The sequence below is a fragment of the Microbacterium deferens genome, assembly GCF_045517775.1.
GTDB lineage: Bacteria > Actinomycetota > Actinomycetes > Actinomycetales > Microbacteriaceae > Microbacterium.
In genome coordinates this window covers 191,322-215,179 of sequence record NZ_JBEUWT010000002.1, presented here as the reverse complement: position 1 = coordinate 215,179, position 23,858 = coordinate 191,322, and the positions used below count along the sequence as shown (strand labels likewise).

Below are 23,858 nucleotides of genomic sequence, written 5' to 3'. Positions count from 1 at the left end.
GTCCCGGCCGACTTCCGAGATCACTTCCCCGACGGAACCGCCCTGCGCTTCGTGCTCGAGGGCTCATCGGTCGTGGTGATGGACGGCACCCCCGAGTAGACCGCGCCGACTCGAGGGGGCCTGCCGCACACGCCCGTCAGCTCGCGCCGCGGCCCGTCTTCTGCTGCAGACGGTCGATGTGCTCCGACGCCTCGGCTTTGGTGAGGTCGGCCGAGAGCTCCTCGCCGGCCTCCCGCGCGAGGGTGTCGAGGTACGACCGCTGCGGACCGGTCATCGACTCGTCGCCGGTGACCCATTCCTCGGGGTTCTTCTCGGCACTGTCGCCCGTGGGCTCCGACGATCCGAGCGTGTTCGATGTATCAGACATATGTACGACGGTAGGCGCGTGCGCGACCGCGGCCCCGGGGCTTGACAGGGCCGACCCCGCCGACGTTCCCCCGGGTGTTAGCGTGATCGTGTCGCCACGAAACCGGAAGGGGGCGCGCGTGTTCGCATCCATCGTCGCCGCTTTCCATCTGCTCGCGACCGTGCTGGGCCTCGTCGCCACCCCCGACCCCGCCGCGATCGGCGTCGCCGTCGCGGTCGCCGCGGTCGGTCTGCTCGTGCTCGCGGCCGTCGCCATCGGCCTGCCCGATTCCGGCGACGTCAGCGCCCCGCATCCGCGGCGCGCGATCGACATCTCCACGCCGCTCGCACAGAGCGATCCGGATGCGGCGGGCCACCCACGCCCGAGAGCACCGCAGTCCGCGGCTTCGGCCGCGTAGACCGCCGCGCCCGCACGTCCGTCGACGTCGTGGCGCCCCCGGCGTCCCTTTCGCGGCCGATCGACCCCGCCATCGATCGCTCTCGAAGAACGGACCTCTCCGTGGACCTTTTCGCTTTCCCTCCCCTCGCCGCCCTCCTCGACCTCGCGTACTCGGGGCTCATGACGCTCAGCACGGCGCTCGCACCGCTCACTGCCGCATCCGCCGCCCTCGCCGTCGTGCTCGTGACCCTGCTCGTGCGCGCCGCCCTCATCCCCACCGGCATCGCCCAGGCGAAGGCCGAACAGACGCGCGCACGGCTCGCACCACGCCTGCGCGAGCTGCAGAAGAAGCACAAGAACGACCGCGAGCGCCTGCAGCGCGAGACCATGCAGCTCTACCGCGACGAGAACACCTCGCCGCTCGCCGGCTGTCTGCCCGTGCTCATCCAAGCGCCCGTCGTCGGCGTGCTGTACACCCTGTTCCTCCACACCACGATCGCCGGCCACCCGAACGCGCTCCTCGACGAGACCCTGCTCGGAGTACCGCTGGGCTCCACCCTCCTGGGCTCGCTGTCGCGCGGCGACACGGCGGGCGTTCTCGTCTGCGCGGCGATCGTCGTCGTCATCGCCGTGGTCGGCGAGATCACCCGACGCGCGTTCCGGATGACCCCCGTCGCCGGCGACCTCGCGATGCCCGCCATCGCCGGGGGCCTGATCGGAGCCCTCCAGTTCGTCACAGCCGTGGTGGCCGCGTTCGTGCCTCTGGCAGCGGGGCTCTACCTCGTGGTCACCGTGACGTGGACCCTCGGACAGCGTCTGGTGCTGCGCCGCATCTACCCGGCGCCGCGCACGTGAGCGCGCTCAGAGCACGCCGTTGCCGATCTCGGAGATCGCCCCGAGCGCCGTGACGATGATCAGACCGTTGAAGAAGAAGCTCAGCACCGAGTGCACGAGCACGCGCCACCGCATCCGTCGATCGAGCACGTCCACGTCGGAGACGGCGAGGCTCACCGCGAGGGTGTACGCGAAGTAGGCGAACTCGAGGATGCCGGGCGCCGCCGCCGAAGGGAAGCGCAGCGGCGGATCGGTCTCGCGGTAATAGAGCTGCAGGTAGAGCTGAGCGAATCCCCAGTGAAACAGCACCCACGCGAGGATCATCGCCCAGATGCCGATGGCGTCGAGCGCGACATCGACCTCGTCGTGGGGCTCCAGCAGGATGTGCTGCACGGTGGCGGTCACTCCGACGAAGCTGACGAGGATCGTCGCGACGAGCGAGATGGCGCGGGGCACGAGGCCGAGTTCGAGCAGCATGGGAGGCTCGTCCGACTCCGCCGACCGACTCGCGGTGCGCAGCACCAGCAGGATGCCGATCGCGTAGGCCGTGCCGATGCCGCACCACGCGAGCAGCAGCGTCAGCGACGTGGTGCGCGCGTCGGTCAGGATGTACGCGAGACCCAGCACGACCAGCACGGCCTGCAGCACCGTGCTGATCACGAAGCCCGCGACCGCGATGCGGCGCCCTCGGCTCGGACGGTGGGCGTTCACGCGCCGATTCTACGACTCGCTCACCAGCCGAACGCATTGAACCACTCCCGACGTCGTGCCTCTTCGCCGCGCGACGCGCGACCGCGCCAGCTGCGGTGCCGGGGCAGCGTGCCGTCGCGCCGCAGCGCGACGAACCTCGTGCACACCGGGCACAGCGCGCGGCCGCCGGGAAAGCCGTCCGCGAGCTCGGGCGCCGCGCCCGCGGCGAGACCTTCGCCCGGGCACGTCGGCGGGTCGGCCTCGAGCTCGGTCCACAGGAGCCCGGTGCCGCGCCGGTGATGCAGGCCGCGGTGCCCGCGCTCGCGCGTGCAGACCTCGCCGGCGCGTCGGCTGAGACAGAGGCCACGCGGCGACCCCGCCGGTGCGGACACGGGAACCTACCGGGCGCGCAGGGCGTCGAGGAGGCGCAGGGTCTCGGTCGTGCGGTCCTGATCGGCGGTGGCGGATGCTTCGGTGGCCACCAGCTCGACGAACCGCGCCACCTCGCCGTCGAGCGCATGCTGCTCACCCTCGACCGTCACGGTGCGGGTGCCGTCGGCACCGCTGATCGTGAGGCGGCGAGGGCTGGCGATGTGATCGATCTCGACCGATGCGTGCTCGCCCTGGATCTCGCTCGGAAGCGACGAGCGAGTGATCTTCGAGTACGACACGTCGACGACCAGGCCGGGATAGGCCGCGATCACCGCCCCGGCCCCCTCGACTCCCGTAGAGATCGTGACCGCCTCGCCCGCGACCCGATCCGGCGCACCGAACAGGGTCACCATCGTGTGCAGCCCGTAGACACCGAGGTCGAGAAGAGCGCCCCCACCCATGACGGAATCGAAGATGTTCACGTGCTCGCCGGCACGCACCTTGGCGTAACGCGACGACAGACCCTCGAAGCGCAGCGACGCCCGACGGAGCGTCCCGAGTTCGGGGAGCATCTCGACCAGAGCGACGAAGCCCGGGTCGTAGTCGGTGCGGAAGGCCTCGAGGAGCACGACTCCGGCAGCATCCGCCTCGGCGACGAGCTCTCCCCATTCGTCGGCGCTGAGGACCGCCGGCTTCTCCACGAGCACGTGACGCCCGGCCCGCAGTGCCGCCCGCACCTGCTCGGCGTGCACGCTGTTCGGACTCGCGATGTAGACCGCGTCGACGTCGGGCGACGCGAGCATCTCGTCGAGATCGGAGTATGCCGCCGCCGCACCCCAGCCGTCCGCGATGTCGCGGGCCTTCGCGAGGTCGCGCGAGAACACCGCCTCGATGCGGATGCCGGGCGTGCGGGCCACGGCCTCGGCGAACAGGGTCGTGATCGCGCCGGAGCCGATCGTCGCTATCCGAATCATGCGGTCTCCTCGTGGGCAACCGGCCCGAGCCGGTTCACGTGTCGGTGTCGAGCATCTGCCGCAGGATGCGGGCGAGGTGGGCCTGATCGGCCAGGCTCACCTCGCGCAGCTCGATCGCTTCGCGACGCACGAGCTCGCCCATCGCCGCGTCGACGCGCGCGGCACCCTCGTCGGTCAACTGGACGATCACGCTGCGGCGGTCGATGTCGTTGGGGCGGCGCTGGATGAGACCGCGACCGGACAGCTTGTCGAGGCGGTTCGACATGGCGGCGGAGCCGATCATCGTCGCCCCGATCAGCTGCGCGGGGCTCAGTTCGTGCGGCGGCTCGGTGCGGCGGAGGGCCGCCAGCACGTCGAACTCCCAGCTCGCCAGCCCGGCGCCGTTGAAGGCGCTCGCCCGCAGTCGCGTGAGCCGGTGCGAGACGCGCCGGAGTCTCGACATGACATCGAGGGGGGTGAGGTCGACGTCGGGGAGCCGACGCGACCAGGCGTCGATGAGGAGATCCACCTCGTCGTCGCGGTCCGCGGAAGCCATACGTCGACCGTAATGCCTCTCACCGCCCAAAGACGGCCGTCCGCGCGGGGGTTGCGCAGACCCGACTAACGCGCCCCGCCAGCGCCGTCAACCCGGGGGCGCCGGCCCGTGGCGGACGGCACCGTGGGAGGACACGACAGACAGGACACTCCATGAGCATCCCCTTCGACGAATCCGACTCCCTCGACACGACGACGGGCGACGACGCGGCCCTCGCCGCGACGCAGGACGACACGACTCTCGACGACCCGACGATGAACGGCGAGGCCGTGCTCGCCGCGGCCTTCGACGGTGAGGAGGTCGACGACGAGTCGGCGCCCGAGCGCCGCGAGGACGTCCCCGCATCCGACCTCCATCTCACCGACGCCGATCAGCCCGTCACGCAGGGCGACTCGCCCGTGGAGGCCGCTCTCGGCGAGGACGGGCAGGGAGATCTGGCCGCGGAGGACGAGGTCGGAGCGGGTCTCGACGACGACGGACCCGACGACCTGCGCACGTCGGTCTGATGCCCTCGGTGATACCTCCCGGGGGTATCATCGAGGCGTGCACGGATACGAAGCCAACAAAGACGACCTGCTGAAGCGTCTGCGCCGGGCGGAGGGCCAGGTGCGCGGAATCGCGCGTATGGTCGAAGACGATAAGTACTGCATCGACATCCTCACCCAGGTCTCGGCGGCCACGAAGGCGCTCGAAACCGTGGCGCTGTCCCTGCTGAGCGATCACCTCGGTCACTGCGTGGCCGAGGCGACGGCTCAGGGTGGTCCGGTCGCACAGGAGAAGATCCGCGAAGCAAACGAGGCGATCGCTCGTCTCGTCCGTTCTTGACACGCTCGTCCCGTTCCGACAGGAGATTCCCGTGACGATCCAGCCGATTTCCCTCACCTCGATCGGCGATGCGGTCACCGTCGCACCGTCCGGCTCGTGCTGCGGCGGTGGCGGGTGCGGTGTCGCTTCGGCACCCGCGACGGACGCCGCGGCCAGCGAGGGGCGCGAGCTGCTCGTCGAGGGGATGACGTGCGATCACTGCGTACGCGCGGTCACGGAAGAGCTGCGCGCGCTCGACGGTGTCGACGGCGTCGACATCGACCTGGTCGCGGGCGGAACCTCTCGCGTGCGCATGCGAACCTCGGCACCCGTCACGAACGATGCCGTGCGCGCAGCGATCGACGAAGCCGGCTACCGGCTCGTCTGACGTCTCCCGCGACGTGGGCCGTCAGCGCCAGCGCTGCACGGCCGTGACGGCCGCGTGGAACGTGAGCTCCTGGCTCACCTCGACCGCGCGGTCGTAGCGAGGCCCGGCGAGGGCGACGAACACGGGCCCTGCCACTTCGATGAACCCGACGACGACGCCGTCGCGGGCGATCTCGTACAGCTCGAGATCGATGCGGTTCCACGGAACCTCAGACGGGGCGTACGCCTCTTCCTGGTCGATATGCCGCGCTTCCATGACCATGGCAGCTCCTTCCGTCCGCTCGCTCCACTGTGCCGCGCGAGGTCGGGCGGGCGATCGGGCTTGACGAAATCGACTCTGTGTCCTACCCGTCGACAGAAGCTACGAGACGGTCCGCGGGCGTCCTCGTCGGGGCCGCTCCGCCGACAGCGGGAAGGTGCGCCCGACCGGATTCTGTGTCACCGCCGCGGCCGCGGCATCCAGCCACTCGATCTCGGCACGCGCGTGAGCGCCCTCCGCGGCCCGCAGGATCACGGACGAGACGCCCCCGCTCTCGGGGGCACCCCCGTCATCCGGAGACGACTCCGCCTCGGCGAGGCGCAGCACCGCCGCCGCGCGCTGAGCCGCGATCGCCTTCTCGGCGTCGACGCCGGGCAACGTCGCGACGAGGGCGATCTTGCGTGCGAGCTCGCCGCGCGCGGCCGGCTCGTCGGGCTCCGCCACCCACCGCGCCGCGAGCGCTCGCCCGGCATCGGTGATGCCCCAGTAGACGTGTCCGCGCTCATCGGCGCCGCGGTTGCCGACGAAGCCGTCGCGCTCGAGACGCTCGAGGGTCGTGTAGATCTGACCGACGTTGACCGCAGCCCCGGTGCGTCGCGAGTACTCGGCTCTCAGCTGGTAGCCATAGCACGGCCCCTGGTCGAGGATCGCGAGCAGCGCGTGGCGCACCGACATGCGGCCTCCGAACGGGATATCGGGTATGTACGTACCGAGTATACGAAAGCCGACTCAGCCGCCGATGGCATTCATCCCGCGCGGCGGCTGCAGGAACGACGGATCGTTGATCGCGTGACCGGGGAGCTTGCCGCGCACGCTGGCGCGCAGGACGGCGTCGATGGCCGCGCCGCGGTCGGGCGCTCCCCCGCGCAACACGGGAACGAGGTCGTACTCGGCGATGGAGAACAGACAGTTGCGCACCTGTCCGTCGGCGGTGAGCCGCAGGCGGTCGCAGTCGCCGCAGAAGGGCGCGGTCACCGACGCGATCACACCGACCTCGTGAGGACCGCCGCCGTTCTCGACCCCGCCGAGCACCCATTTCTCGGCGGGCGCTCCGCCGCGCCCCGGAACCGGCGTGAGGTCCCAGCGGGACGAGAGGGTCGCGACGATCTCTTCGCGCGTGACCATCTGCTCGCGGTCCCACGTGTGACCCGCGTCGAGCGGCATCTGCTCGATGAACCGCATCTGCGCACCGGAGTCCACCGCGAACTGCACGAGATCGATGATCTCGTCGTCGTTGACCCCGCGCATCGCCACCGCGTTGAGCTTGAGGGGGCGAAGCGGAGATGCCGCGGCCGCCGCGATCCCCTCGAGAACCTCCGGCAGACGGTCGCGTCGTGTGAGTGAGGCGAACTTCTCGCGCTGAATGGTGTCGATGCTGATGTTCAGTCGCGCGAGCCCGGCATCGACCAGGTCGTCGAGCACTTCGGGGAGGCGGATGCCGTTCGTGGTCATGGCGATCTCGACGGGCCCTCCCGGACCTTCGATCACGGCGAGGCGTCGCACGATGTCGACGATGTCGCGGCGCAGCAGCGGCTCGCCGCCGGTAAGGCGGAAGGTATGCACGCCGGCGGCCGCAGCGACCTCCGCGATCTCGACGATCTCGTCGAGGGTGAGGATGCTGTTACGGGCCAGCCATTCGTTGCCCTGCTCGGGCATGCAGTACGTGCAGCGCAGCGAGCAGCGGTCGGTGAGCGAGATCCGCAGGTCGCGGTGAACGCGCCCGTGCGTGTCGATGAGGGGCCCGGATGCCGCATCCGCCGCCTCGACGTCGGAGCGCCGCCGCAGCGCCACCGGTACGGCGGTCACGAGCGCGGCTCCTGCGGGGTCATCTTCCGAGGCTACCCGCGGAATCGACACGGGGCTCCGTGCGGACGCTGGGACCAAAGTCCCCCAGTACCCGGTCGACTGACCGCCACGATCGACGCGGAGGGGTGATCGCTCGACAGCGAGAGACCTCCGCAATCCCCGGAATCACGCGCGATATCCTGTGGTCAGACCACATATGAGTGCTCACTAGGAGGCAACCGTGGAGTGGCTCGACCCTCTGCTTCTCGCTCGCTGGCAGTTCGGCCTGACGACGCTTTACCACTACCTCTTCGTGCCCCTCACGCTGGGCATGGGCCTCGTGGTCGCGATCTTCCAGACGGTCTGGTACCGCACCGGATCGGTGAAGTGGCTTCACCTGACGCGGTTCTTCGGCAAGATCTTCCTCATCAACTTCGCCATGGGCGTGGTGACCGGCATCGTGCAGGAGTTCCAGTTCGGCATGAACTGGTCGGCGTACTCGCGCTTCGTCGGCGACGTCTTCGGCGCCCCCCTCGCCTTCGAGGGACTGCTGGCCTTCTTCCTCGAGGCGACCTTCATCGGGTTGTGGATCTTCGGGTGGGACAAGCTTCCGCGCCTCGCGCACCTCGCGAGCATCTGGATGGCGGTGCTCGGCGCGACCCTGTCGGCCTACTTCATCCTCGCCGCGAACGCCTTCATGCAGAACCCGGTCGGCTACGAGATGGCCGCAGACGGGTCGCGCGCCGAACTCGTGGACTTCTGGGCGATGCTGACGAACCCCGTCGCCCTGGCCGCCTTCCCCCACACCATCACCTCGGCGTGGATGTTCGCCGGTGCGATCGTCATCGCGGTCTCCGCCTGGCATCTCGCCCGCGGTCGCAACGCGGAGATGATGCGACCCTCGCTGCGATTCGGCATGTGGTTCCTGGTGATCTCGTTCGCCGGGGTCGCCCTCTCAGGCGACCAGCTGAGCCTCGTCATGGTGCAGACCCAACCGATGAAGATGGCCGCCGCCGAGGCGATGTACAACACCGCCTGCGGGGCCGACGCGTCGTTCTCGATCTTCTCTCTCGGCACCCCCGACGGTTCGGCGGAGGTGTGGTCGCTGCGCGTGCCGTGGTTGCTGTCACTCCTGTCGACGCACTCGTTCGACGGTTGCGTCGAGGGCATCAACGACCTGCAGGCGCAGTACAACGCCCAGTTCGGCCCCGGCGACTACACGCCCGTCATCTGGGTGACCTACTGGGCCTTCCGCTGGATGATGGGCCTGGGCGGCGCGGCCGCTCTCCTCTCCGTCGCCGGCCTGTGGCTGACGCGCACGACGTCGCGCTTCACGATGAAGCCCTGGATGTGGCGCGTGCTGGTCTGGAGCGCTCCGCTTCCGCTGGTCGGCAGTCTCGTCGGATGGATCTTCACCGAGATGGGCCGCCAGCCCTGGATCGTGTTCGGCCTCATGCTGACCGAGGACGGCGTCTCGCCGAGCGTTCCGGGATGGAACGTGCTCCTCTCGCTGGTGGCCTTCACGAGCATCTACGCCGTGCTCGCCGTGATCGAGGTCGGGCTCATCGTCAAGTACGCCCAGAAGGGGCCCGACCCCCTTCCCGACCCGAACGCCCCCCGTGAACCCGACTCCGTCGAGAACACCCCGACGACGGTCTACTAGGAGCTGACATGGACCTCGCATTCCTCTGGTTCTGGATCATCGGATTCTTCTTCATCGGGTACTTCGTGCTCGACGGCTTCGACTTCGGTGTGGGCATGTCGCTGCCGTTCCTGGCGAAGGACGACGTCGGCCGCCGGCAGATCATCAACACCATCGGCCCGGTATGGGACCTCAACGAGACCTGGCTGATCGTCGCCGGAGCGTGCTTGTTCGCCGCGTTCCCGGAGTGGTACGCGACGCTGTTCAGCGGGTTCTATCTCCCGCTGCTGCTGATCCTGCTGGCACTCATCGCCCGCGGCGTCTCGTTCGAGTACCGCCACCAGCGCGACGGGCTGCGGTGGAAGAGCAGCTTCGACACGATGATCGTCGTGGGCTCGGCCGTGCCGGCGTTCCTCTGGGGCGTCGCCTTCGCGAACATCGTGCAGGGCGTGCCGATCGACGCCGATATGGAGTTCACGGGATCGCTGCTGACGCTGCTCAACCCCTACGGCCTCCTGGGCGGTGCGACCACCCTGCTGCTGTTCTTCGTGCACGGCGTGACGTTCGTGGCGCTCAAGACCGACGGACCGGTGCACGAGAAGGCACGCCGCCTGGCGACACGGGCCGGGGTGCTCACCGTCGCGGTGGCCGCCGTCTTCGTGCTCTGGACCGTGACCGCGCACTTCTCGCTGCCGGTGCTCGCCCTCGGCGCGGTCGCCGCGATCTGCCTCATCTCGTCGGTGCTCGCGAACGCCCGCGACCGAGAGGGGCGCGCGTTCGCCTTCGGCGCGGTGACGATCGTCGCCGCCGTGGCGATGCTCTTCTTCGCGCTGTTCCCGAACGTGATGCCCTCGTCGACCGATCCCGCGTTCAACCTCACGATCGAGAACGCCTCGAGCACCGACTACACGCTCACGATCATGAGCTGGGCCGCGCTCATCTTCGTACCGCTGGTTCTCGCCTATCAGGCCTGGACCTACTGGATCTTCCGCAAGCGGGTGACGCGGGAGCGGATCGAGACGGCCGCAGCATCCGTCCACTGACCCGCGACCCCGGTCGCGCGGATGGAAGGATGGACCGGGTGAGCGAGAAGCGGGCGGACCGGGTGCGCGGCCCGGTCGACCCTCGACTCGTGCGGTACGCGACGGCGTCGCGGTCGTTCCTCGGCGTGACGGCGGCGATCGTGCTCGCCCAGACCGGTGTGATCGTCGGTTTCGCGTGGACGCTGACCTCGGCCCTCGTCGGAGCCATCGCCGGTCGTCCTGTCGACGAGCTCTGGCCGCTGGTGGGTGCGGCCGCCGCGTTCGTCGTGGTGCGCTCCCTGCTGATCGTCGCGTCCGAGCGGGTGTCGGCGATGGGCGCGGCCCGCGCCTCGCTGCAGCTGCGCGACGCGCTCGTCACGGCCGTCGGCAGGCTGGGGCCCCGATGGCTCGGCACGCGCAACGCCGCCTCGCTCGCCGTCGTGGCCGGCCACGGGCTCGAATCGCTCGACGCCTACTTCGGCCGCTACCTGCCGCAGCTGGTCGCGACCGCCCTCACGATGCCGATCGTCATCGGCGCGATCCTGCTCGCCGACCCCCTGTCGGCCCTCATCGTCGTGCTGACGATTCCGCTCATCCCCCTCTTCATGGTGCTGATCGGACTCGCCACCCGCGCCGTTCAGCGGCGCCAGTTCGACACGCTCCAGCGCCTCGCCGCCCGCTTCGCCGACACCGTCAACGGGCTCGGCACCCTCAAGGCCTTCGGCCGCCAGCACCGGGCCGCCGACACCATCGAGACCGTCACGCGTCGCTACAAGCGCGAGACGATGTCGGTGCTGCGCGTCTCGTTCGTCTCGGGGTTCGCCCTCGAGTTCCTCGCCTCGATCTCGGTCGCGATCGTCGCGGTGACCATCGGCTTCCGCCTGCTCGCCGGCGAGATGGACCTGCTCGTCGGGCTCTTCGTGCTGCTTCTCGCCCCCGAGGCGTATCTGCCGCTGCGCCAGGTCGGCGTGCAGTTCCACGCCGCCGCCGAGGGCGTCGCCGCGACCGACGAGATCTTCGACGTGCTCGACAGCGCCCAGCAAGAGGGCCCTCGGGAAGACGACGCCCGCCCCGGTGCCGGCGGGCGGAGCATCGCGGTGCGCGGGCTGCGGGTCAGCCGAGGAGAACGGATGCTGCCGCCGGTCGATCTCGACGCCCGCCCCGGCCGCATCGTGCTGCTCGACGGACCGAGCGGGGCGGGCAAGTCGAGTCTCGTCGCCGCCCTCCTGGGGTTCGCCGAGTACGAGGGGACCATCGACATCGACGGGGTCGCGGCATCCGATGCACGGTCGGCGATCGCGTGGGCGGGGCAGCGCCCCGGTCTCGTCGCGGGCTCCGTGGCGCACAACGTCGCGCTCGGCGACCCGGCGCCCGACGCGGCGGTCGTGCGCCGCAGCCTCGCCGACGCCCAGGCGCACGACATCGACCCCGCACTCGCACTGGGTTCTCAGGGCGCGGGTCTGTCGGGCGGCCAGGCGCAGCGCATCGCCGTCGCCCGCGCCCTCTACCGGCTGCATCGCACCGAGGGCGTCGGCGTCCTCGTGCTCGACGAGCCCTCGAGCGCCCTCGACTCCGACACCGAAGCCGCCCTGTGGACGAGGCTGCGTTCCCTCGCCGACGACGGCACGGCCGTGGTGCTGGTCTCGCACCGCACCTCCGCGCGCCGCATCGCCGACGACGTGGTCACCCTCGCCGCTCCCCTTGCCGCAGCATCCGCCTCTCACCTGCCGCGACCCGGGTCATCCACGGCCGCGGAAGGCCCCGAAAGCGGCAACTCAGCGACGGAGGTGCGCTCATGAACGGGCGTGTGAGAGCGGTGCTGCGGACGGCGCAGCCGTCGGCCCGCCGTTTCGCCCCGGGTGTGCTCGCCGGTGTCGGCACCGCCGTCAGCGCCATCGCTCTGCTCGCGGCGAGCGCGTGGCTGATCGCCCGCGCCGCCGAGCAGCCCGCGCTCCTCTACCTCTCTGCCGCGGTCGTCGCGGTGCGCGCGTTCGCCGTGGGGCGCGGTGTCTTCCGCTACCTCGAACGGCTCGCGGGCCACGACGCCGCCCTCGACCAGCTCGCCACCGTGCGGGCGGGACTGGTGCGCGAGATCGTGCCGCTCGCCCCCGACGGTCTCGGCCGCGCGCGCCGCGGTGCGCTGCTATCGAACCTCGTCGACGACGTCGACGAGTTGCAGAACCTCCCGCTGCGCGTGGTGCAGCCGCTCGCCGTCGCCGGACTCGCGGCCCTCGGCAGCGTCGTCTTCCTCGCCTTCATCTCGTGGAGCGCCGCCGTCGTGCTCGCACTGAGCCTCACCGCGGCATTCGCTCTCGCCGTGTGGGTCGGATGGGCCGCCGGCGGACGCGCCGAACGCGCGATCTCGCCGTTGCGGTCGGAAGTCTCCGACGCCCTGCTCGACCTGCTGACCTCGATCGACGTGCTCACCGCTTTCGGAGCGGTGGATGCGGCGCACGACCGCGTGCGGCGGGCCGACGAGCGCCTGCGTCGCGCCGTGGTGCGCCGAGGTGTCGCGCAGGGCCTCACCGCCGGCGCAGTGTCGCTGCTGGCCGGCACCGCCTCCCTTCTCGCGCTCGCGGTCGCGGCCCCGGGCGTGGTCGACGGCACGCTCACCGGCCCGGCGCTGGCGATCGTCGTACTGCTGCCGATGGCCGTGTTCGAGGTGTTCGGCCCCGTGCCCCTCGCCCTCGCGTCGTGGCGCCAGGTGCGCGCGGCGGCCACTCGGATCGCCGAGGCCGTGCCCGGCGAGGTCCCCGCAGGACTCCCCCGAGACGAACCCGACGCCACCGGCCGGGCTGCGCCTCTCGTCGGCCCCGACGGGAGCGGGATCGACCTGCGCGGCCTCGGTGCCTCGTGGCCGCGTCGCGGAGCCGGAGTCGACGACCCCGGGCGCCTCGACGACGTGACGCTGCGGGTCGGGGCGGGCGAGCGCGTGCTGGTGACGGGGCCGAGCGGGGCAGGCAAGACCACCCTCGCGCACGTGCTGGTGCGCTTCCTCGACTACACGGGCTCGTACCGGATCGGGGGCATCGAGGCGCGCGACCTCTCAGGCGACGACCTGCGCCTGACCGTCGGGCTCGTCGAGCAGCAGCCGTTCCTCTTCGACGAGTCGCTGCGGCAGAACCTGCTCTTCGCCCGCGACACCGCGACCGACGACGAGCTCGAGGGCGTCCTCGAGCGCGTCGGCCTCGCCGACTGGGCGACCGGCCGCGGGGGGCTCGACGTCGCGGTCGGCGAGCGCGGCTCCCTCGTCTCCGGCGGGCAGGCGCAGCGCATCGCGCTCGCGCGGGCCCTTCTCCACGACTTCCCCGTGCTGGTGCTCGACGAGCCGACCGCGGGGGTCGACCCCGCAGCATCCGACGCCCTGCTCGCCGATCTGCTCACCGCGGTGCCCGGCGACCGTGCGGTCGTGCTCATCTCGCACGTCGACGTGCCCGCCGCGCTCGTGGACCGCACCCTTCGTATCGAGAACGGGCGCATCTCCCCGCACCCCGCGTAGCCTGAGGGGCATGCAACCGCTGGTCGAGCCGATCGACGCCCTCGCCCCCACCGAGCTCATCCGCACCGCCCGTCACGCGGTGCTCGCCGGCATCGGCAACGAGGGCCAGCGCCGTCTCGCCGCCGCCCGTGTCGCGGTGATCGGCGCCGGGGGGCTCGGGTCGCCCGTGATCCTCGCCCTGGCCGCCGCCGGTGTCGGTGAGATCGTGGTGATCGACGACGACGTGGTGGACGGCTCGAACCTGCAGCGGCAGGTGCTGCACCGGCTGGGCGACCTCGACCGCCCGAAGGTCGACTCCGCCGTCCGCGCCGCGGCCGACCTCTCCCCGACGACCCGGGTGATCCCCCGCGCCGAACGGCTCGACGCCGACAACGCTGTGCGACTGCTCGAGGGCGCGCACCTCGTCGTCGACGGGAGCGACACTTTCGGCACGCGCGAGGCGGTCGCCGCCGGAGCGGACGCCCTCGGCATCCCCGTCGTCTGGGGCGCGGTGCAGGAGTTCGCCGGCCAAGCGACCGTGTTCTGGTCGCGGCCACCGGCCGGCGTCGCGCCGATCTCGCTCCACGACCTCTACCCGACCGACAGCACGGGCGAGCCGCCCACGTGCGAGCAGGTCGGGGTGCTCGGATCGCTCTGCCTGCAGATCGGCGGCATCCTCGCCACCGAGGCCGTGAAGCTGATCACCGGGGCCGGCGACCCCCTTCTCGGTCGCGTCGTCGTGATCGACGCGCTCCGAGCCCGCCAGAGCGAAGTGCCCCTCCTCGCGCGCGCCTCGGCGGTGCCCGCGTGAGCGGCGCAGGCCCGGGGCTGCGCAGCGTCGAGGAGCAGCTCGGGCGCATCCTCGCCGCCGTCCGCCCCCTTCCGGTCGACGTGCTCCCCGTCACCGCGGCGCTCGGACGCACGCTCGCCGACCCCGTGATCGCCGCGGGCGACATCCCCCTGTTCGACAACTCCGCGATGGACGGGTTCGCCGTGCGCTTCGACGACGTCGCGGATGCGGCGCCCGACGCACCGGTGACGCTGCGGGTGGTCGCCGACCTCCCCGCCGGCACCTCCCTCGATCCCGCCCTCGGGCCCGGCGAGGCGGCGCGGATCATGACGGGCTCCCCGGTTCCGGGCGACGCCGACGTCATCGTGCCGTTCGAAGACACCGCGGGGGGCCTCTCCGCGGGGCTCGACGACGTGGTGATCGAGCGCGCTCCTCGCGAAACCGGGCTCTTCGTGCGACGCCGTGGCGGCGACCTGCGCACGGGCGACGAGGTCATGGCGCCGGGCGTGCGGCTGGGAGCCTTCCAGATCGCGGCCGCCGTCGCCGCCGGCGTCGGCGAGGTGCGGGTCTCTCGCGCGCCCCGCGTGGTCGTCGTGTCGACGGGCAGCGAACTGACCGCCCCCGGCGCCGACGGACGACGCGGCAGCATCCCCGACTCGAACGGTCCGCTGCTGGCCGCCCTGCTCGTCGGAGCCGACGCCGAGCTCGTCGGGCTCCACCGGGTGGGCGACGACCCGGCCGAGGTGACACGCGTCACCCGGGAGGCGGAGGCCGCGGGCGCCGACGTCATCGTGTTCACCGGCGGGGTGAGCGCGGGGGCGTACGAGCCCGTGCGCGGCGCGTTCTCGGCGGACGGGGCGGGCCGGGGCGGGATCGAATTCGCCGCGGTCGCGATGCAGCCGGGCAAGCCGCAGGCCTTCGGCACGCTCCCGAGCGGCACCCTCGTCTTCGGCCTCCCCGGCAACCCCGTCAGCGTCGCGGTGTCGTTCGAGGTCTTCGTTCGTCCCGCGCTCCTGCACCTGCAGGGACGCGCCGACATCGCCCGCCCCGCGGTGCGGCTGCGGGCGGCCGAGAGCTGGCGCACGCCCCCGGCGCGGCGACAGTATCTCCCCGCCGTCGTCGACCTCGCCGCGGGCACCGTGCGCCCGGCCACCGCGGGGGGCTCGGGGTCGCATCTGGCCGGAGGCCTCGCGCAGGCCCGAGCCTTCGCGATCGTGCCCGCGGAGGTCACGGAGGTCGCCGAGGGCGATCCGCTCGACGTCATACTGGTGGGATGAGCTTCACCCACCTCGACGCTGCCGGCCACGCCCGCATGGTCGACGTCACCGCGAAGCAGCCGACCGTCCGGTCGGCCACCGCGCGGGGCTTCGTCCGCTGCTCTCCCGAGGTGATCGCCGCGCTCCGCGACGGCACCGCCCCCAAGGGCGATGTCCTCGCCGTGGCCCGTATCGCCGGCATCCAGGCCGCCAAGTCCACTCCCGCCCTCCTGCCCCTCGCCCACGTGATCGGGGTGCACGCAGCATCCGTCGACCTCGTCGTGACAGACGGCGGCGTCGAGATCGAAGCCACCGTCGGCACCGCCGACCGCACCGGCATCGAGATGGAGGCGCTGACCGCGGTCTCGGTCGCGGCCCTCGCGATCGTCGACATGATCAAGGGCATGGACCGCGCCACGGTGATCGAGAACGTGCGCATCACGGCGAAGGCCGGCGGCCGCTCAGGAGATTGGACGCGCCCCGAATGAGCGTCCGTGTGAGGTATTTCGCCGCGGCCGCAGAGCGCGCGGGCGTCGACGAGGAGCACCGCTTCGAAGCATCCCTCGCCGCCCTCCGCGCGGCGATCGTCGGAGAGCACCCCGACCTCGGCGAGATCCTGCCGCGTTGCGCGGTGCTCGTGGACGGCGTGCGCACCGACACCGACGCGACGCTCGTCGACGCGACGCTCGTCGACGTGCTGCCGCCGTTTGCCGGCGGCTGAGCCGCCCCCGCCCGCGTCCCCGCACGCGGGCAATCGGCCCACACGCGGGCAATCCCCGCGCCACAGCCCGCACCTCGCGCGATCCCCCGCGTCTCGAGCGGCCGAGCCGAGCCGAGCCCGGCGGGTGAGCTAGCCTCCGAGGCCCTTCCACGCCGTGGTGCCGTCGGCCTCCACCTGGCGTTTCCAGACCGGCAGCTCGAGCTTGATGGCCTCGATCACCGCGCGGCACACCTCGAACGCCTCGGCGCGGTGCCCCGAGGCGACCGCGATGACGACGGCCGCGTCGCCCACGCCGAGCCGCCCGGTGCGGTGGCTGACCGCGACGATCGCGTCGGTGCCGGCCGCGGCACGTTCGGCGATGCCGTGCAGCGTCGCCTCGGCGTCGGGGTGCGCGGAGTACTCCAGTGCGACGACCTCGGTCGAGGCATCGGGATCGTGATCGCGCACGCGACCGATGAAGGTCGTCACCGCCCCGGCGGTCGCATCGTCGACGGCCGCGAGGTGCGCGTCGAGATCGAGCGGTCGGTCGGAGAGCGCGGCCAGGCGCACGGCGCTCACGAGTGGTCCGATCCGCCGAGCTGGTCGATCACGTGTCCGGCGATCGACGCGATGACGGGCATGCCGGACGCCACGGCGCGGGGCGAGCCCGGAAGGTTCACCACGAGCGCCCCCGATCCGTCGACGACACCGGCGACGCCGCGCGAGAGCATCCCCGCGGGCTTCTCGGCCGTACTGCGACGACGCAGTTCCTCGGCGATTCCGGGGAGCTCCCGCGTCACGACCCGCCGCGTGCCCTCGGGCGTGAGGTCGCGCGGCCCGACGCCGGTGCCGCCGGTGGTGACGATCAGTCGCGCTCCCGCCGCGATGGCGGCCCGCAGTCCCGCCTCGACGCTGTCGACGCCGTCGGCGACCACGGCCGCCTCCTCGCACGCGAAGCCTGCCTCACGGAGCGCTTCGACGGCGACCGGACCACTCGCATCGGGGCGTTCGCCCGTCGCCGACCTGTCGGACACCGTGATCACGGCGGCAGTGCGTTGCATGCTGCTCACCCTAAACCGCGACGCGCTCGGACCGCTGGCCGGCCGCAACGGCGGCCGCGGTGATCCGGGCGGCCATGCCGGGGAAGATCAGCCCGTGGAAGGGCAGCACTCCGAGCCAGTACAGGCGTCCGGCCAGGCCCTTGGGGAAGAACACCGCGCGCTGCTCATAGCGGGCGCCGTCGCCGTCGGGGCTCACGCGCATCTCGAGCCAGGCCAGACCCGGCACCTTCATCTCGGCGCGCAGGCGCAGCAGATGCCCCGGCTCGATCGCCTCGACGCGCCAGAAGTCCAGCGCGTCGCCGGCCGTGAGCACCGCGCGGCTGCGGCGTCCGCGTGCGAGACCGACGCCGCCGACCACCCGATCCATCAGGCCGCGGATCGACCACAGCAGCCTCGAGGAGTACCAGCCGTTCGCCCCGCCGATCCCCGCGATCACCGCCCACACCTGCTCGGGCGACGCCGTCGTCGTCACCGAGCGAGCGTCGACGAAGACCATCCGCCCCGCCCACTCGGGATCGCTGGGCAGCGGGTCGCTCGGCACGCCCGAGACCTCGGCGTCCTGCCAGCTGGTCTCGATCGTGTCGTCCTGCACACGCCCGAGCGCGAGAGCGACCGCTCGGCGGTACGGCGTCAGTCCTCCGGCGGGGCGGGGTATCAGCGCGTCGACGTCGTGGTCCTTCATCACGCATTCGTTCTGCAGCGACTCCACGAGGGGCCGGGCGGTCGCCCGCGGGATCGGCGTCACGAGGTTCACCCAGTGCGAAGCCAGCCGCGGCGTGAGCACGGGAAGCGCAGCGATCGCGCGCTGGTGCAGCCCCGCCTCCACCGCGTAGCCGTTCATCATCTGCCCGTAGCGCAAGACGTCGGGCCCGCCGATGTCGACGGCGCGGTTCACGGTCGCGTCGACGCGCGCGGCGCCCAGGAGGTAGTGCAGCACGTCGCGCACCGCGATCGGCTGAATGTGGTTGCGCACCCATTTGGGCGCCGGCATGTAGGGCAGCACGTCGGTGAGGTGCCGCACCATCTCGAATGACGCCGACCCCGAGCCGATGACGACACCGGCCTGCAGCACGAGCGTCGGCACGCCGCTGGCGAGGAGGATCTCCCCCACCTCGACACGCGAGCGCAGGTGCGCCGACAGCGGCGCATCGTCGGGGTGGAGTCCGCCGAGGTACACGATGCGCGCGACGGATGCTGCGGCCGCCGCGTCGGCGACGGTCTGCGCGGCGACGCGGTCGGTGTCTTCGAAGTCCTTCCCGGCCGCCATCGAATGCACGAGGTAGTAGAGCACGTCGACGTCGGCGACCGCCCGCTCCACCGCGTCGGCATCGCCCGCATCGCCCTCGACGACCTCGACCCGCGAGCCCCACTCGAAGGCGGCCACTCGCGGCGCATACCGGGCGAGCACGCGCACGGTGTAGCCCGCTTCGAGCAGGCGGGGGACGAGTCGTCCGCCGAGGTATCCGGTGGCGCCGATCACGAGCGCGCGCGGCGGCGTCCCGTCCGTCCGGGGTTCGGCTCGCAGTTCGGGTTCGCGCCCGGTGGGCGCGGTCAGCTCGCTCATACCTGGACGTTACGCCGCAGCATCCTCTCCCCCGGAGGGCTTGACCGCACTCGTGCGCCCATACCGCATCCCTTCCGACATCGCACGTCGCGGCCTCGACTGGAATCGACGGGGTGATCGCGAAAGGCTGGACCGATGAGCGAGTCAACACCGCCCACATCGTCCACCCCCCGCCTGGAGGTCGACGACGTCATCGTCGTCGACCGCAAGAAAGTGCGCACCGCCATAGGCGGCACCGTCGTCGGCAACTTCATGGAATGGTTCGACTTCGGCATCTACGGGTACCTCGCGGTCACCCTGGCGGTCGTCTTCACCTCCGACCTTCCCGAGCCCTGGGGCCTGCTGGTGACCCTCCTCGGATTCGCCATCTCGTTCCTCGTCCGCCCATTCGGCGGCTTCGTGCTCGGCCCCCTCGGCGACCGGATCGGCCGCCAGAAGGTGCTCTTCCTCACGATGGCGATGATGGCCCTCGCCACCGCTCTGATCGGGATGCTGCCGACCTCGACCCAGATCGGGCTCTGGGCCATCGTGCCGCTGTACCTGCTGAAGATGATCCAAGGCTTCTCGACCGGTGGCGAGTATGCCGGGGCGACGACCTACGTGTCGGAGTTCTCGCCCGATCGCTCCCGGGGCTTCTGGTCGTCGTGGCTCGACGTCGGCTCCTACATCGGCTTCGCCGCTGGTGCGAGCGTCGTGGCGATCACGACCGCGATCGTCTCCTCGGTCAGCGGGCCGGACGGCATGGTCGAATACGGATGGCGCATCCCGTTCCTGCTCGCCATCCCGCTCGGCGCGGTCGCGATCTGGTTCCGCCTGCGCATCCCCGAGACCCCCTCGTTCGAGCTGGCGCAGGAGAAGGGGGCCGACCCCACGATCGCCGAGGACGGGCCCTTCGCCCGCCAGGGTCTCGTCGGAATCGTGCGCCACCACGGGAAGTCGCTGCTGATCGCGATCGCGCTGGTGGCGGCTACGAACTCCGCCGGCTACGCGCTGACGAGCTACATGCCCACGTACCTCGAACGCGAGGTCGGCGTCTCGAACCTGTTCGCCGCGGTCGCCACCGTGCCCGTGCTGATCGTCATGTCGGTGGCGCTCCCCTTCATCGGACGCCTCAGCGACCGGATCGGACGCAAACCCGTCTACGTTCTGGCCGCGGGGTCGGCGCTCGTGCTGATGGTGCCCGCGTTCCTCATCATGCAGATCGGCGAGCTGTGGGCCGTGATGATCGCCCTCGCCCTGGCGGCGATCCCGGTGGCGTTCTACGTCGCGATCTCGGCCTCGGCGCTGCCCGCGCTGTTCCCGACCGCCTCACGGTTCGGGGCCATGGCCGTGGCCTACAACGTGTCGGTCTCGCTGTTCGGCGGCACGACGCCGCTGTTCAGCCAGGGTCTCATCGAGCTGACGGGCAACACCCTGATGCCGGCGTTCTACATCATGTTCTTCGCCGCGCTCGGGCTCGTCGCCCTCCTGTCGATGCGGGAGACCGCTCGCCGGCCGCTCCTCGGATCGGTGCCGACGGTCGAGACCACCGCCGAGGCCCGCGATCTTGTCGCGCACCAAGACGACAACCCGTTGCTCGACACCTCGACGATGCCGCTCGACGTGCAGCGGCACTGATGACCGGCACCGGCCGACGGGACGCCGCGTTACCGTCGGCCGGTGCCGAACAGTCCGCGGATGACGCCCGTGAGCAGGGTGTCCGCCGATGTCGAACCGAGGATCTGCTCGATCGGGGTCTTGGGTGCGCGGCGCGAGGTGGTGCGGGTCGACCCCGCCGTCCGCCGCAGCAACCGCTCGTACTCCTGCTGGGCCTTCTTGTCGGCCGCCGCGCGGGCCTTGTCGATCGCCGCCTGCTGCTTCGCGTACTCCGCGTCGAGCTTCGCCTTCTCCTTCGCCGCCTCCGCGGCGGCGAACGCCTCGTGCGCGGCGTTCATGCGCGCGGTGAGGATCTCGCGGGCCGACTCGCGATCGATCGAGGTGCCGTAGGCCGGCAGAAGCGCGGATGCGGCGACCGCCGCCTCGATCGCGGCAGCCGGTGTCGGCGACATGAGTCCGCGCGGGGCGCGCAGCCGCGTCCACGCGACGGGCGTCGGAGCGCCCTTCTCGCCCATCACCGTGACGATCGCCTCACCGGTGCCGAGCTCCTGCAGCACCCGTTCGAGGTCGTACCCCGACGTCGGATAGGTGCGAACGGATGCCCGCAGCGCTCGGGCATCGTCGGGCGTGAAGGCGCGGAGCGCGTGCTGCACGCGCGAGCCCAGCTGGGCGAGCACATCGCCCGGCACGTCCTTCGGCGTCTGGGTGACGAAGAACACCCCGACGCCTTTGGACCGGATGAGCCGCACGGTCTGCGTGATCGCGGCGATGAAGTCCTTCGAGGCGTCGCGGAAGAGCAGGTGCGCCTCGTCGAAGAAGAACACGAGCTTGGGCTTGTCGAGGTCGCCGACCTCGGGCAGCACCTCGAACAGTTCGGCGAGGAGGTACATGAGGAACGTCGAGAACAGCGTCGGCTGGTCGGCCACCCCGGGCACCTCGAGCAGGCTGATCACGCCGCGTCCATCGGGCGCGGTGCGCAGGAGATCCGAGACGTCGAACTCGGGCTCACCGAAGAAGACGTCGGCCCCGGCGTCGGCGAAGGTGATGAGTTCTCGCAGGATGACGCCCGCCGTCGCCGACGACAATCCGCCCAGCTCCTTGAGCTCGGCCTTTCCCTCATCGCTCGTGAGAAAGGTCAGCACGGCGCGGAGGTCCGACAGGTCGACCAGCGCGAGCCCCTCGCGGTCGGCGTAGTGGAAGACCAGACCGAGGCTCGACTCCTGCGTCGCGTTGAGTCCGAGCACCTTCGCCAGCAGCAGCGGGCCGAAGCCCGAAACGGTCGCGCGGATGGGCACGCCCCGGCTCGCCCCCGACCCGGCCGCCGAGCCGCCGAGGGCGAAGTACTCCGTCGGCGAGGCCCCGGCGGCCCAGTCCTGCCCGATACCGGCGGCGCGGGCGAGGAGCTTCTCGTTCGGCTGACCCGGAGTGGCCACGCCCGACAGGTCGCCTTTGATGTCGGCGGCGAACACCGCGACCCCGTGCGCCGAGAGCTGCTCGGCGAGCAGCTGCAGCGTGCGGGTCTTGCCGGTACCGGTCGCCCCCGCGACGAGACCGTGACGGTTCGTCATGGCCAGCGGAATGCGCACCTGCGCCGACGCGACGGCCTCGCCGTTGACGAGCGCTCCGAGGTCGAGCGCAGCACCGGCGAACGCGTACGCCTCGGTGAGCGCGGCGACCTCGTCGCTGCTCAGCGGGCCGGATGCAGCGGGATCAGGGGCCGAGCCACGGGCGGCCGCCGCATCCGGTGCCGTCGCATCGGGTGTTGCCGCTGCATCCGGGGTCGGTGCCGAGCCCGCGTGCGCCGCCTCTGCCGCGGCGAGCGCGGCGCGCGCCTGGGCGGCCTGCAGCCGCGCCTCCGCGAGCTCCGCCTCCGCGCGCAGTCGCGCCAGTTCCGCCTCCGCCGTGGGGTCGCTCATGCGGTCAGCGTAGTGCCGTGGCCGCCGCCCCCGGTGCTGCGTGCGGGCCGACGCCGACCACCAGCCGCTCAGCTGACGGCTCAGGGGGTCAGCTGAGCGACGCTCCTGGGTCGCACGATGAACCACAGCGACGCGGCGCCGATGAGGGCACAGCCGAACATCACGACCGCCATCGACGTCGCCGTGATCCCCGCCGAACCCGAGAGCCAACCGACGAGCGGCGAGACGAGGCCGGCGACGCCGAAGTTGACGGCTCCGAGCACGGATGCGGCGGTGCCGGCGGCCTTGCCGTGACGGTCGAGGGCGAGCACCTGCACGCAGGGGAACGTGAACCCGCACGCGCTCATGAAGACGAACAGCGGGATGACCGTGCCCCACAGCCCCAGACCCAGCTGGTCGGCGACGATGATCGCCCCCGAGGCCAGGATGAGCACCGCCGTCGAGAAAGCGAGCACCCACTGCGGTCCGAAGCGCGCGGCGAGGCGGGCGGCGATCTGGTTGCCGATGACGAGGCCGACGGAGTTGACCGCGAAGAGCACGCCGTACATCTGCGCGTTGAACCCGTACGTGCCCTGGAAGAGGAACGACGACGCCGACAGGTAGGAGAACAGTCCGCTGAAGCTCATGCCTCCGATCACCAGGACCCCGACGAAGACACGGTCGCTGAAGACGCTGCGGTAGCGCTGCATCACCGTGGTCGCGCCGCGGTCCTGACGGCGGGCGGGCGGAAGCGTCTCGAAGATGAGGAACAGGGCGCATACGAGCATGAGCGCGCCGTACGCGGCGAGCACGATGAACAGACCGCGCCACGGCATGATCTCGAGCAGAGCCGAGCCGACCAGCGGCGCGATCACGGGCGCGACGCCCGTGATGAGCGCCAGGCGCGACAGCACGACCACGAGCCGCTTGCCGCCGAAGAGGTCGCGGACGATGGCCATGGCGACGACGCCACCCGCGGCGGCGCCCATCCCCATGAGCACACGCGCGGCTCCGAGCAGCTCGAGGCTGGGCGCGAAAGCGGCGAGCACGCTCGCGACGACGTGCAGACCGGTCACGATGAGCAGCGGGATGCGGCGCCCCACCTTGTCGCTGAGCGGACCGACGATCAACTGGCCGAGGGCGAAGCCGATCATGGTGCCGGCCAGCGTCAGCTGGATGGCCGCCTCCGTCGTCTGGAAGTCCTCCCGCAGGATCGGGAAGGCGGGGAGGTACATGTCGATCGTGAACGGGCCGAGGGCCGTCAGCGCCCCGAGCAGCACGATGAACACGATGCGCCGTCGCGCCGGGATCGCGTCGCCCGGGTGCAGCATGATCGGCGCGGTCGCCGGATTCGACCCGAGCGTGCGGATCGCACCGGTCGTGGCGGGCGGCGCCGTCGGTGCACGGTCGGGGACGACGGGAGTGGAGGCGGTGTCGAGCAAGAAGTCTTCGTTTCGGGACGTCGGCGG

General features: G+C 71.4%; 27 protein-coding genes. 14 read left to right on the top strand and 13 right to left on the bottom strand.

The annotated features are described in order from the left end of the window. Window positions 1-136 precede the first annotated feature (136 nt). Window positions 137-367 (bottom strand): DUF3072 domain-containing protein, encoded by a 231-nt coding sequence (locus ABTU82_RS11285; RefSeq protein WP_116647843.1) that lies wholly within the window; start codon window positions 365-367, stop codon window positions 137-139. A 118-nt stretch (window positions 368-485) separates the two neighbouring features. Between ABTU82_RS11285 and ABTU82_RS11280 the strand changes: the two genes are divergently transcribed. Together ABTU82_RS11280 and ABTU82_RS11275 are read left to right on the top strand one after the other, a co-directional pair. Further along, window positions 486-764, top strand: a complete 279-nt coding sequence (locus ABTU82_RS11280) for a DUF6412 domain-containing protein (RefSeq protein ID WP_116647842.1) — start codon at window positions 486-488, stop codon at window positions 762-764. A gap of 101 nt (window positions 765-865) precedes the next feature. Further along, window positions 866-1,600, top strand: coding sequence for a YidC/Oxa1 family membrane protein insertase (locus ABTU82_RS11275; RefSeq protein WP_407173535.1), 735 nt, complete (start codon window positions 866-868; stop codon window positions 1,598-1,600). Between the two features lie 6 nt (window positions 1,601-1,606). On the opposite strand, the gene ABTU82_RS11270 is transcribed toward ABTU82_RS11275, so the two are convergent. Genes ABTU82_RS11270 through ABTU82_RS11255 form a run of 4 tightly spaced genes read right to left on the bottom strand, consistent with a single transcriptional unit; the run spans window position 1,607 to window position 4,150 of the window. Next, on the bottom strand, window positions 1,607-2,290 hold the full coding sequence (locus ABTU82_RS11270; RefSeq protein ID WP_407173534.1) for a DUF1345 domain-containing protein: 684 nt from the start codon (window positions 2,288-2,290) through the stop codon (window positions 1,607-1,609). 20 nt (window positions 2,291-2,310) lie between these two features. Continuing rightward, window positions 2,311-2,661: a hypothetical protein gene (locus ABTU82_RS11265; RefSeq protein ID WP_407173533.1), complete on the bottom strand. Its 351-nt coding sequence runs from the start codon at window positions 2,659-2,661 to the stop codon at window positions 2,311-2,313. Between the two features lie 6 nt (window positions 2,662-2,667). After that, window positions 2,668-3,615 (bottom strand): Gfo/Idh/MocA family protein, encoded by a 948-nt coding sequence (locus ABTU82_RS11260; RefSeq protein WP_407173532.1) that lies wholly within the window; start codon window positions 3,613-3,615, stop codon window positions 2,668-2,670. 34 nt (window positions 3,616-3,649) lie between these two features. Then, on the bottom strand, window positions 3,650-4,150 hold the full coding sequence (locus ABTU82_RS11255; RefSeq protein ID WP_116647838.1) for a MarR family winged helix-turn-helix transcriptional regulator: 501 nt from the start codon (window positions 4,148-4,150) through the stop codon (window positions 3,650-3,652). A 152-nt stretch (window positions 4,151-4,302) separates the two neighbouring features. On the opposite strand from ABTU82_RS11255, the gene ABTU82_RS11250 reads away from it, so the two are divergent. Genes ABTU82_RS11250 through ABTU82_RS11240 form a run of 3 tightly spaced genes read left to right on the top strand, consistent with a single transcriptional unit; the run spans window position 4,303 to window position 5,342 of the window. Then, window positions 4,303-4,656, top strand: a complete 354-nt coding sequence (locus tag ABTU82_RS11250) for a hypothetical protein (protein WP_407173531.1) — start codon at window positions 4,303-4,305, stop codon at window positions 4,654-4,656. 37 nt (window positions 4,657-4,693) lie between these two features. Beyond that, entirely contained in the window at window positions 4,694-4,975 is a 282-nt protein-coding gene (locus ABTU82_RS11245) for a metal-sensitive transcriptional regulator (protein ID WP_116647836.1), read from the top strand. Between the two features lie 31 nt (window positions 4,976-5,006). Next, window positions 5,007-5,342 carry a heavy-metal-associated domain-containing protein gene (locus ABTU82_RS11240; protein WP_407173530.1) on the top strand — a complete coding sequence of 112 codons (336 nt, stop codon included), beginning with the start codon at window positions 5,007-5,009 and terminating at the stop codon, window positions 5,340-5,342. Between the two features lie 21 nt (window positions 5,343-5,363). On the opposite strand, the gene ABTU82_RS11235 is transcribed toward ABTU82_RS11240, so the two are convergent. From ABTU82_RS11235 to moaA, 3 genes are all read right to left on the bottom strand, one after another. Further along, on the bottom strand, window positions 5,364-5,603 hold the full coding sequence (locus ABTU82_RS11235) for a hypothetical protein (RefSeq protein ID WP_165817963.1): 240 nt from the start codon (window positions 5,601-5,603) through the stop codon (window positions 5,364-5,366). A 99-nt stretch (window positions 5,604-5,702) separates the two neighbouring features. Further along, window positions 5,703-6,275, bottom strand: a complete 573-nt coding sequence (locus ABTU82_RS11230; RefSeq protein ID WP_116647834.1) for a PadR family transcriptional regulator — start codon at window positions 6,273-6,275, stop codon at window positions 5,703-5,705. A 54-nt stretch (window positions 6,276-6,329) separates the two neighbouring features. Then, window positions 6,330-7,406, bottom strand: coding sequence for a GTP 3',8-cyclase MoaA (gene moaA, locus ABTU82_RS11225; RefSeq protein WP_116647833.1), 1,077 nt, complete (start codon window positions 7,404-7,406; stop codon window positions 6,330-6,332). A 220-nt stretch (window positions 7,407-7,626) separates the two neighbouring features. On the opposite strand from moaA, the gene ABTU82_RS11220 reads away from it, so the two are divergent. From ABTU82_RS11220 to ABTU82_RS11185, 8 genes are read left to right on the top strand one after another with little or no spacing between them, the layout of a single operon-like run. Then, window positions 7,627-9,048, top strand: coding sequence for a cytochrome ubiquinol oxidase subunit I (locus ABTU82_RS11220; RefSeq protein ID WP_116647832.1), 1,422 nt, complete (start codon window positions 7,627-7,629; stop codon window positions 9,046-9,048). A gap of 8 nt (window positions 9,049-9,056) precedes the next feature. Continuing rightward, on the top strand, window positions 9,057-10,070 hold the full coding sequence (gene cydB, locus ABTU82_RS11215; RefSeq protein ID WP_116647831.1) for a cytochrome d ubiquinol oxidase subunit II: 1,014 nt from the start codon (window positions 9,057-9,059) through the stop codon (window positions 10,068-10,070). Between the two features lie 38 nt (window positions 10,071-10,108). Next, complete coding sequence (gene cydD, locus ABTU82_RS11210; RefSeq protein ID WP_407173529.1) at window positions 10,109-11,848, top strand: thiol reductant ABC exporter subunit CydD; 1,740 nt, start codon at window positions 10,109-10,111, stop codon at window positions 11,846-11,848. Next, window positions 11,845-13,548 carry a thiol reductant ABC exporter subunit CydC gene (cydC, locus tag ABTU82_RS11205; RefSeq protein WP_407173528.1) on the top strand — a complete coding sequence of 568 codons (1,704 nt, stop codon included), beginning with the start codon at window positions 11,845-11,847 and terminating at the stop codon, window positions 13,546-13,548. The genes cydD and cydC overlap by 4 nt, the downstream gene beginning before the upstream one ends. A gap of 10 nt (window positions 13,549-13,558) precedes the next feature. After that, entirely contained in the window at window positions 13,559-14,338 is a 780-nt protein-coding gene (locus ABTU82_RS11200; protein WP_407173527.1) for a HesA/MoeB/ThiF family protein, read from the top strand. Further along, complete coding sequence (locus ABTU82_RS11195; protein ID WP_407173526.1) at window positions 14,335-15,594, top strand: molybdopterin molybdotransferase MoeA; 1,260 nt, start codon at window positions 14,335-14,337, stop codon at window positions 15,592-15,594. The genes ABTU82_RS11200 and ABTU82_RS11195 overlap by 4 nt, the downstream gene beginning before the upstream one ends. Beyond that, window positions 15,591-16,061, top strand: coding sequence for a cyclic pyranopterin monophosphate synthase MoaC (gene moaC, locus ABTU82_RS11190; RefSeq protein WP_116647827.1), 471 nt, complete (start codon window positions 15,591-15,593; stop codon window positions 16,059-16,061). Before ABTU82_RS11195 ends, moaC begins: the two co-directional genes overlap by 4 nt. After that, window positions 16,058-16,294, top strand: a complete 237-nt coding sequence (locus ABTU82_RS11185; protein WP_407173525.1) for a MoaD/ThiS family protein — start codon at window positions 16,058-16,060, stop codon at window positions 16,292-16,294. The genes moaC and ABTU82_RS11185 overlap by 4 nt, the downstream gene beginning before the upstream one ends. Window positions 16,295-16,423: 129 nt before the next feature. Here ABTU82_RS11185 and ABTU82_RS11180 read toward each other — a convergent pair whose 3' ends face one another. The 3 genes from ABTU82_RS11180 to ABTU82_RS11170 are packed head-to-tail and all read right to left on the bottom strand — an operon-like array spanning window position 16,424 to window position 18,898. Continuing rightward, entirely contained in the window at window positions 16,424-16,852 is a 429-nt protein-coding gene (locus ABTU82_RS11180; RefSeq protein ID WP_116647825.1) for a molybdenum cofactor biosynthesis protein MoaE, read from the bottom strand. Continuing rightward, a complete protein-coding gene (locus tag ABTU82_RS11175; RefSeq protein WP_407173524.1) occupies window positions 16,849-17,334 on the bottom strand; it encodes a MogA/MoaB family molybdenum cofactor biosynthesis protein in 486 nt (161 codons plus the stop codon). The genes ABTU82_RS11180 and ABTU82_RS11175 overlap by 4 nt, the downstream gene beginning before the upstream one ends. Window positions 17,335-17,344: 10 nt before the next feature. Beyond that, on the bottom strand, window positions 17,345-18,898 hold the full coding sequence (locus ABTU82_RS11170; protein WP_407173523.1) for an SDR family oxidoreductase: 1,554 nt from the start codon (window positions 18,896-18,898) through the stop codon (window positions 17,345-17,347). Window positions 18,899-19,033: 135 nt separating this feature from the next. Here ABTU82_RS11170 and ABTU82_RS11165 point away from each other — a divergent pair, with 135 nt between their 5' ends. Further along, on the top strand, window positions 19,034-20,515 hold the full coding sequence (locus tag ABTU82_RS11165) for an MFS transporter (protein WP_116647823.1): 1,482 nt from the start codon (window positions 19,034-19,036) through the stop codon (window positions 20,513-20,515). Between the two features lie 29 nt (window positions 20,516-20,544). Here ABTU82_RS11165 and ABTU82_RS11160 read toward each other — a convergent pair whose 3' ends face one another. Together ABTU82_RS11160 and ABTU82_RS11155 are read right to left on the bottom strand one after the other, a co-directional pair. Next, entirely contained in the window at window positions 20,545-22,410 is a 1,866-nt protein-coding gene (locus tag ABTU82_RS11160) for a helicase HerA-like domain-containing protein (RefSeq protein ID WP_407173522.1), read from the bottom strand. A gap of 80 nt (window positions 22,411-22,490) precedes the next feature. Continuing rightward, window positions 22,491-23,831, bottom strand: a complete 1,341-nt coding sequence (locus ABTU82_RS11155; RefSeq protein ID WP_407173661.1) for a multidrug effflux MFS transporter — start codon at window positions 23,829-23,831, stop codon at window positions 22,491-22,493. Window positions 23,832-23,858 lie beyond the last annotated feature (27 nt).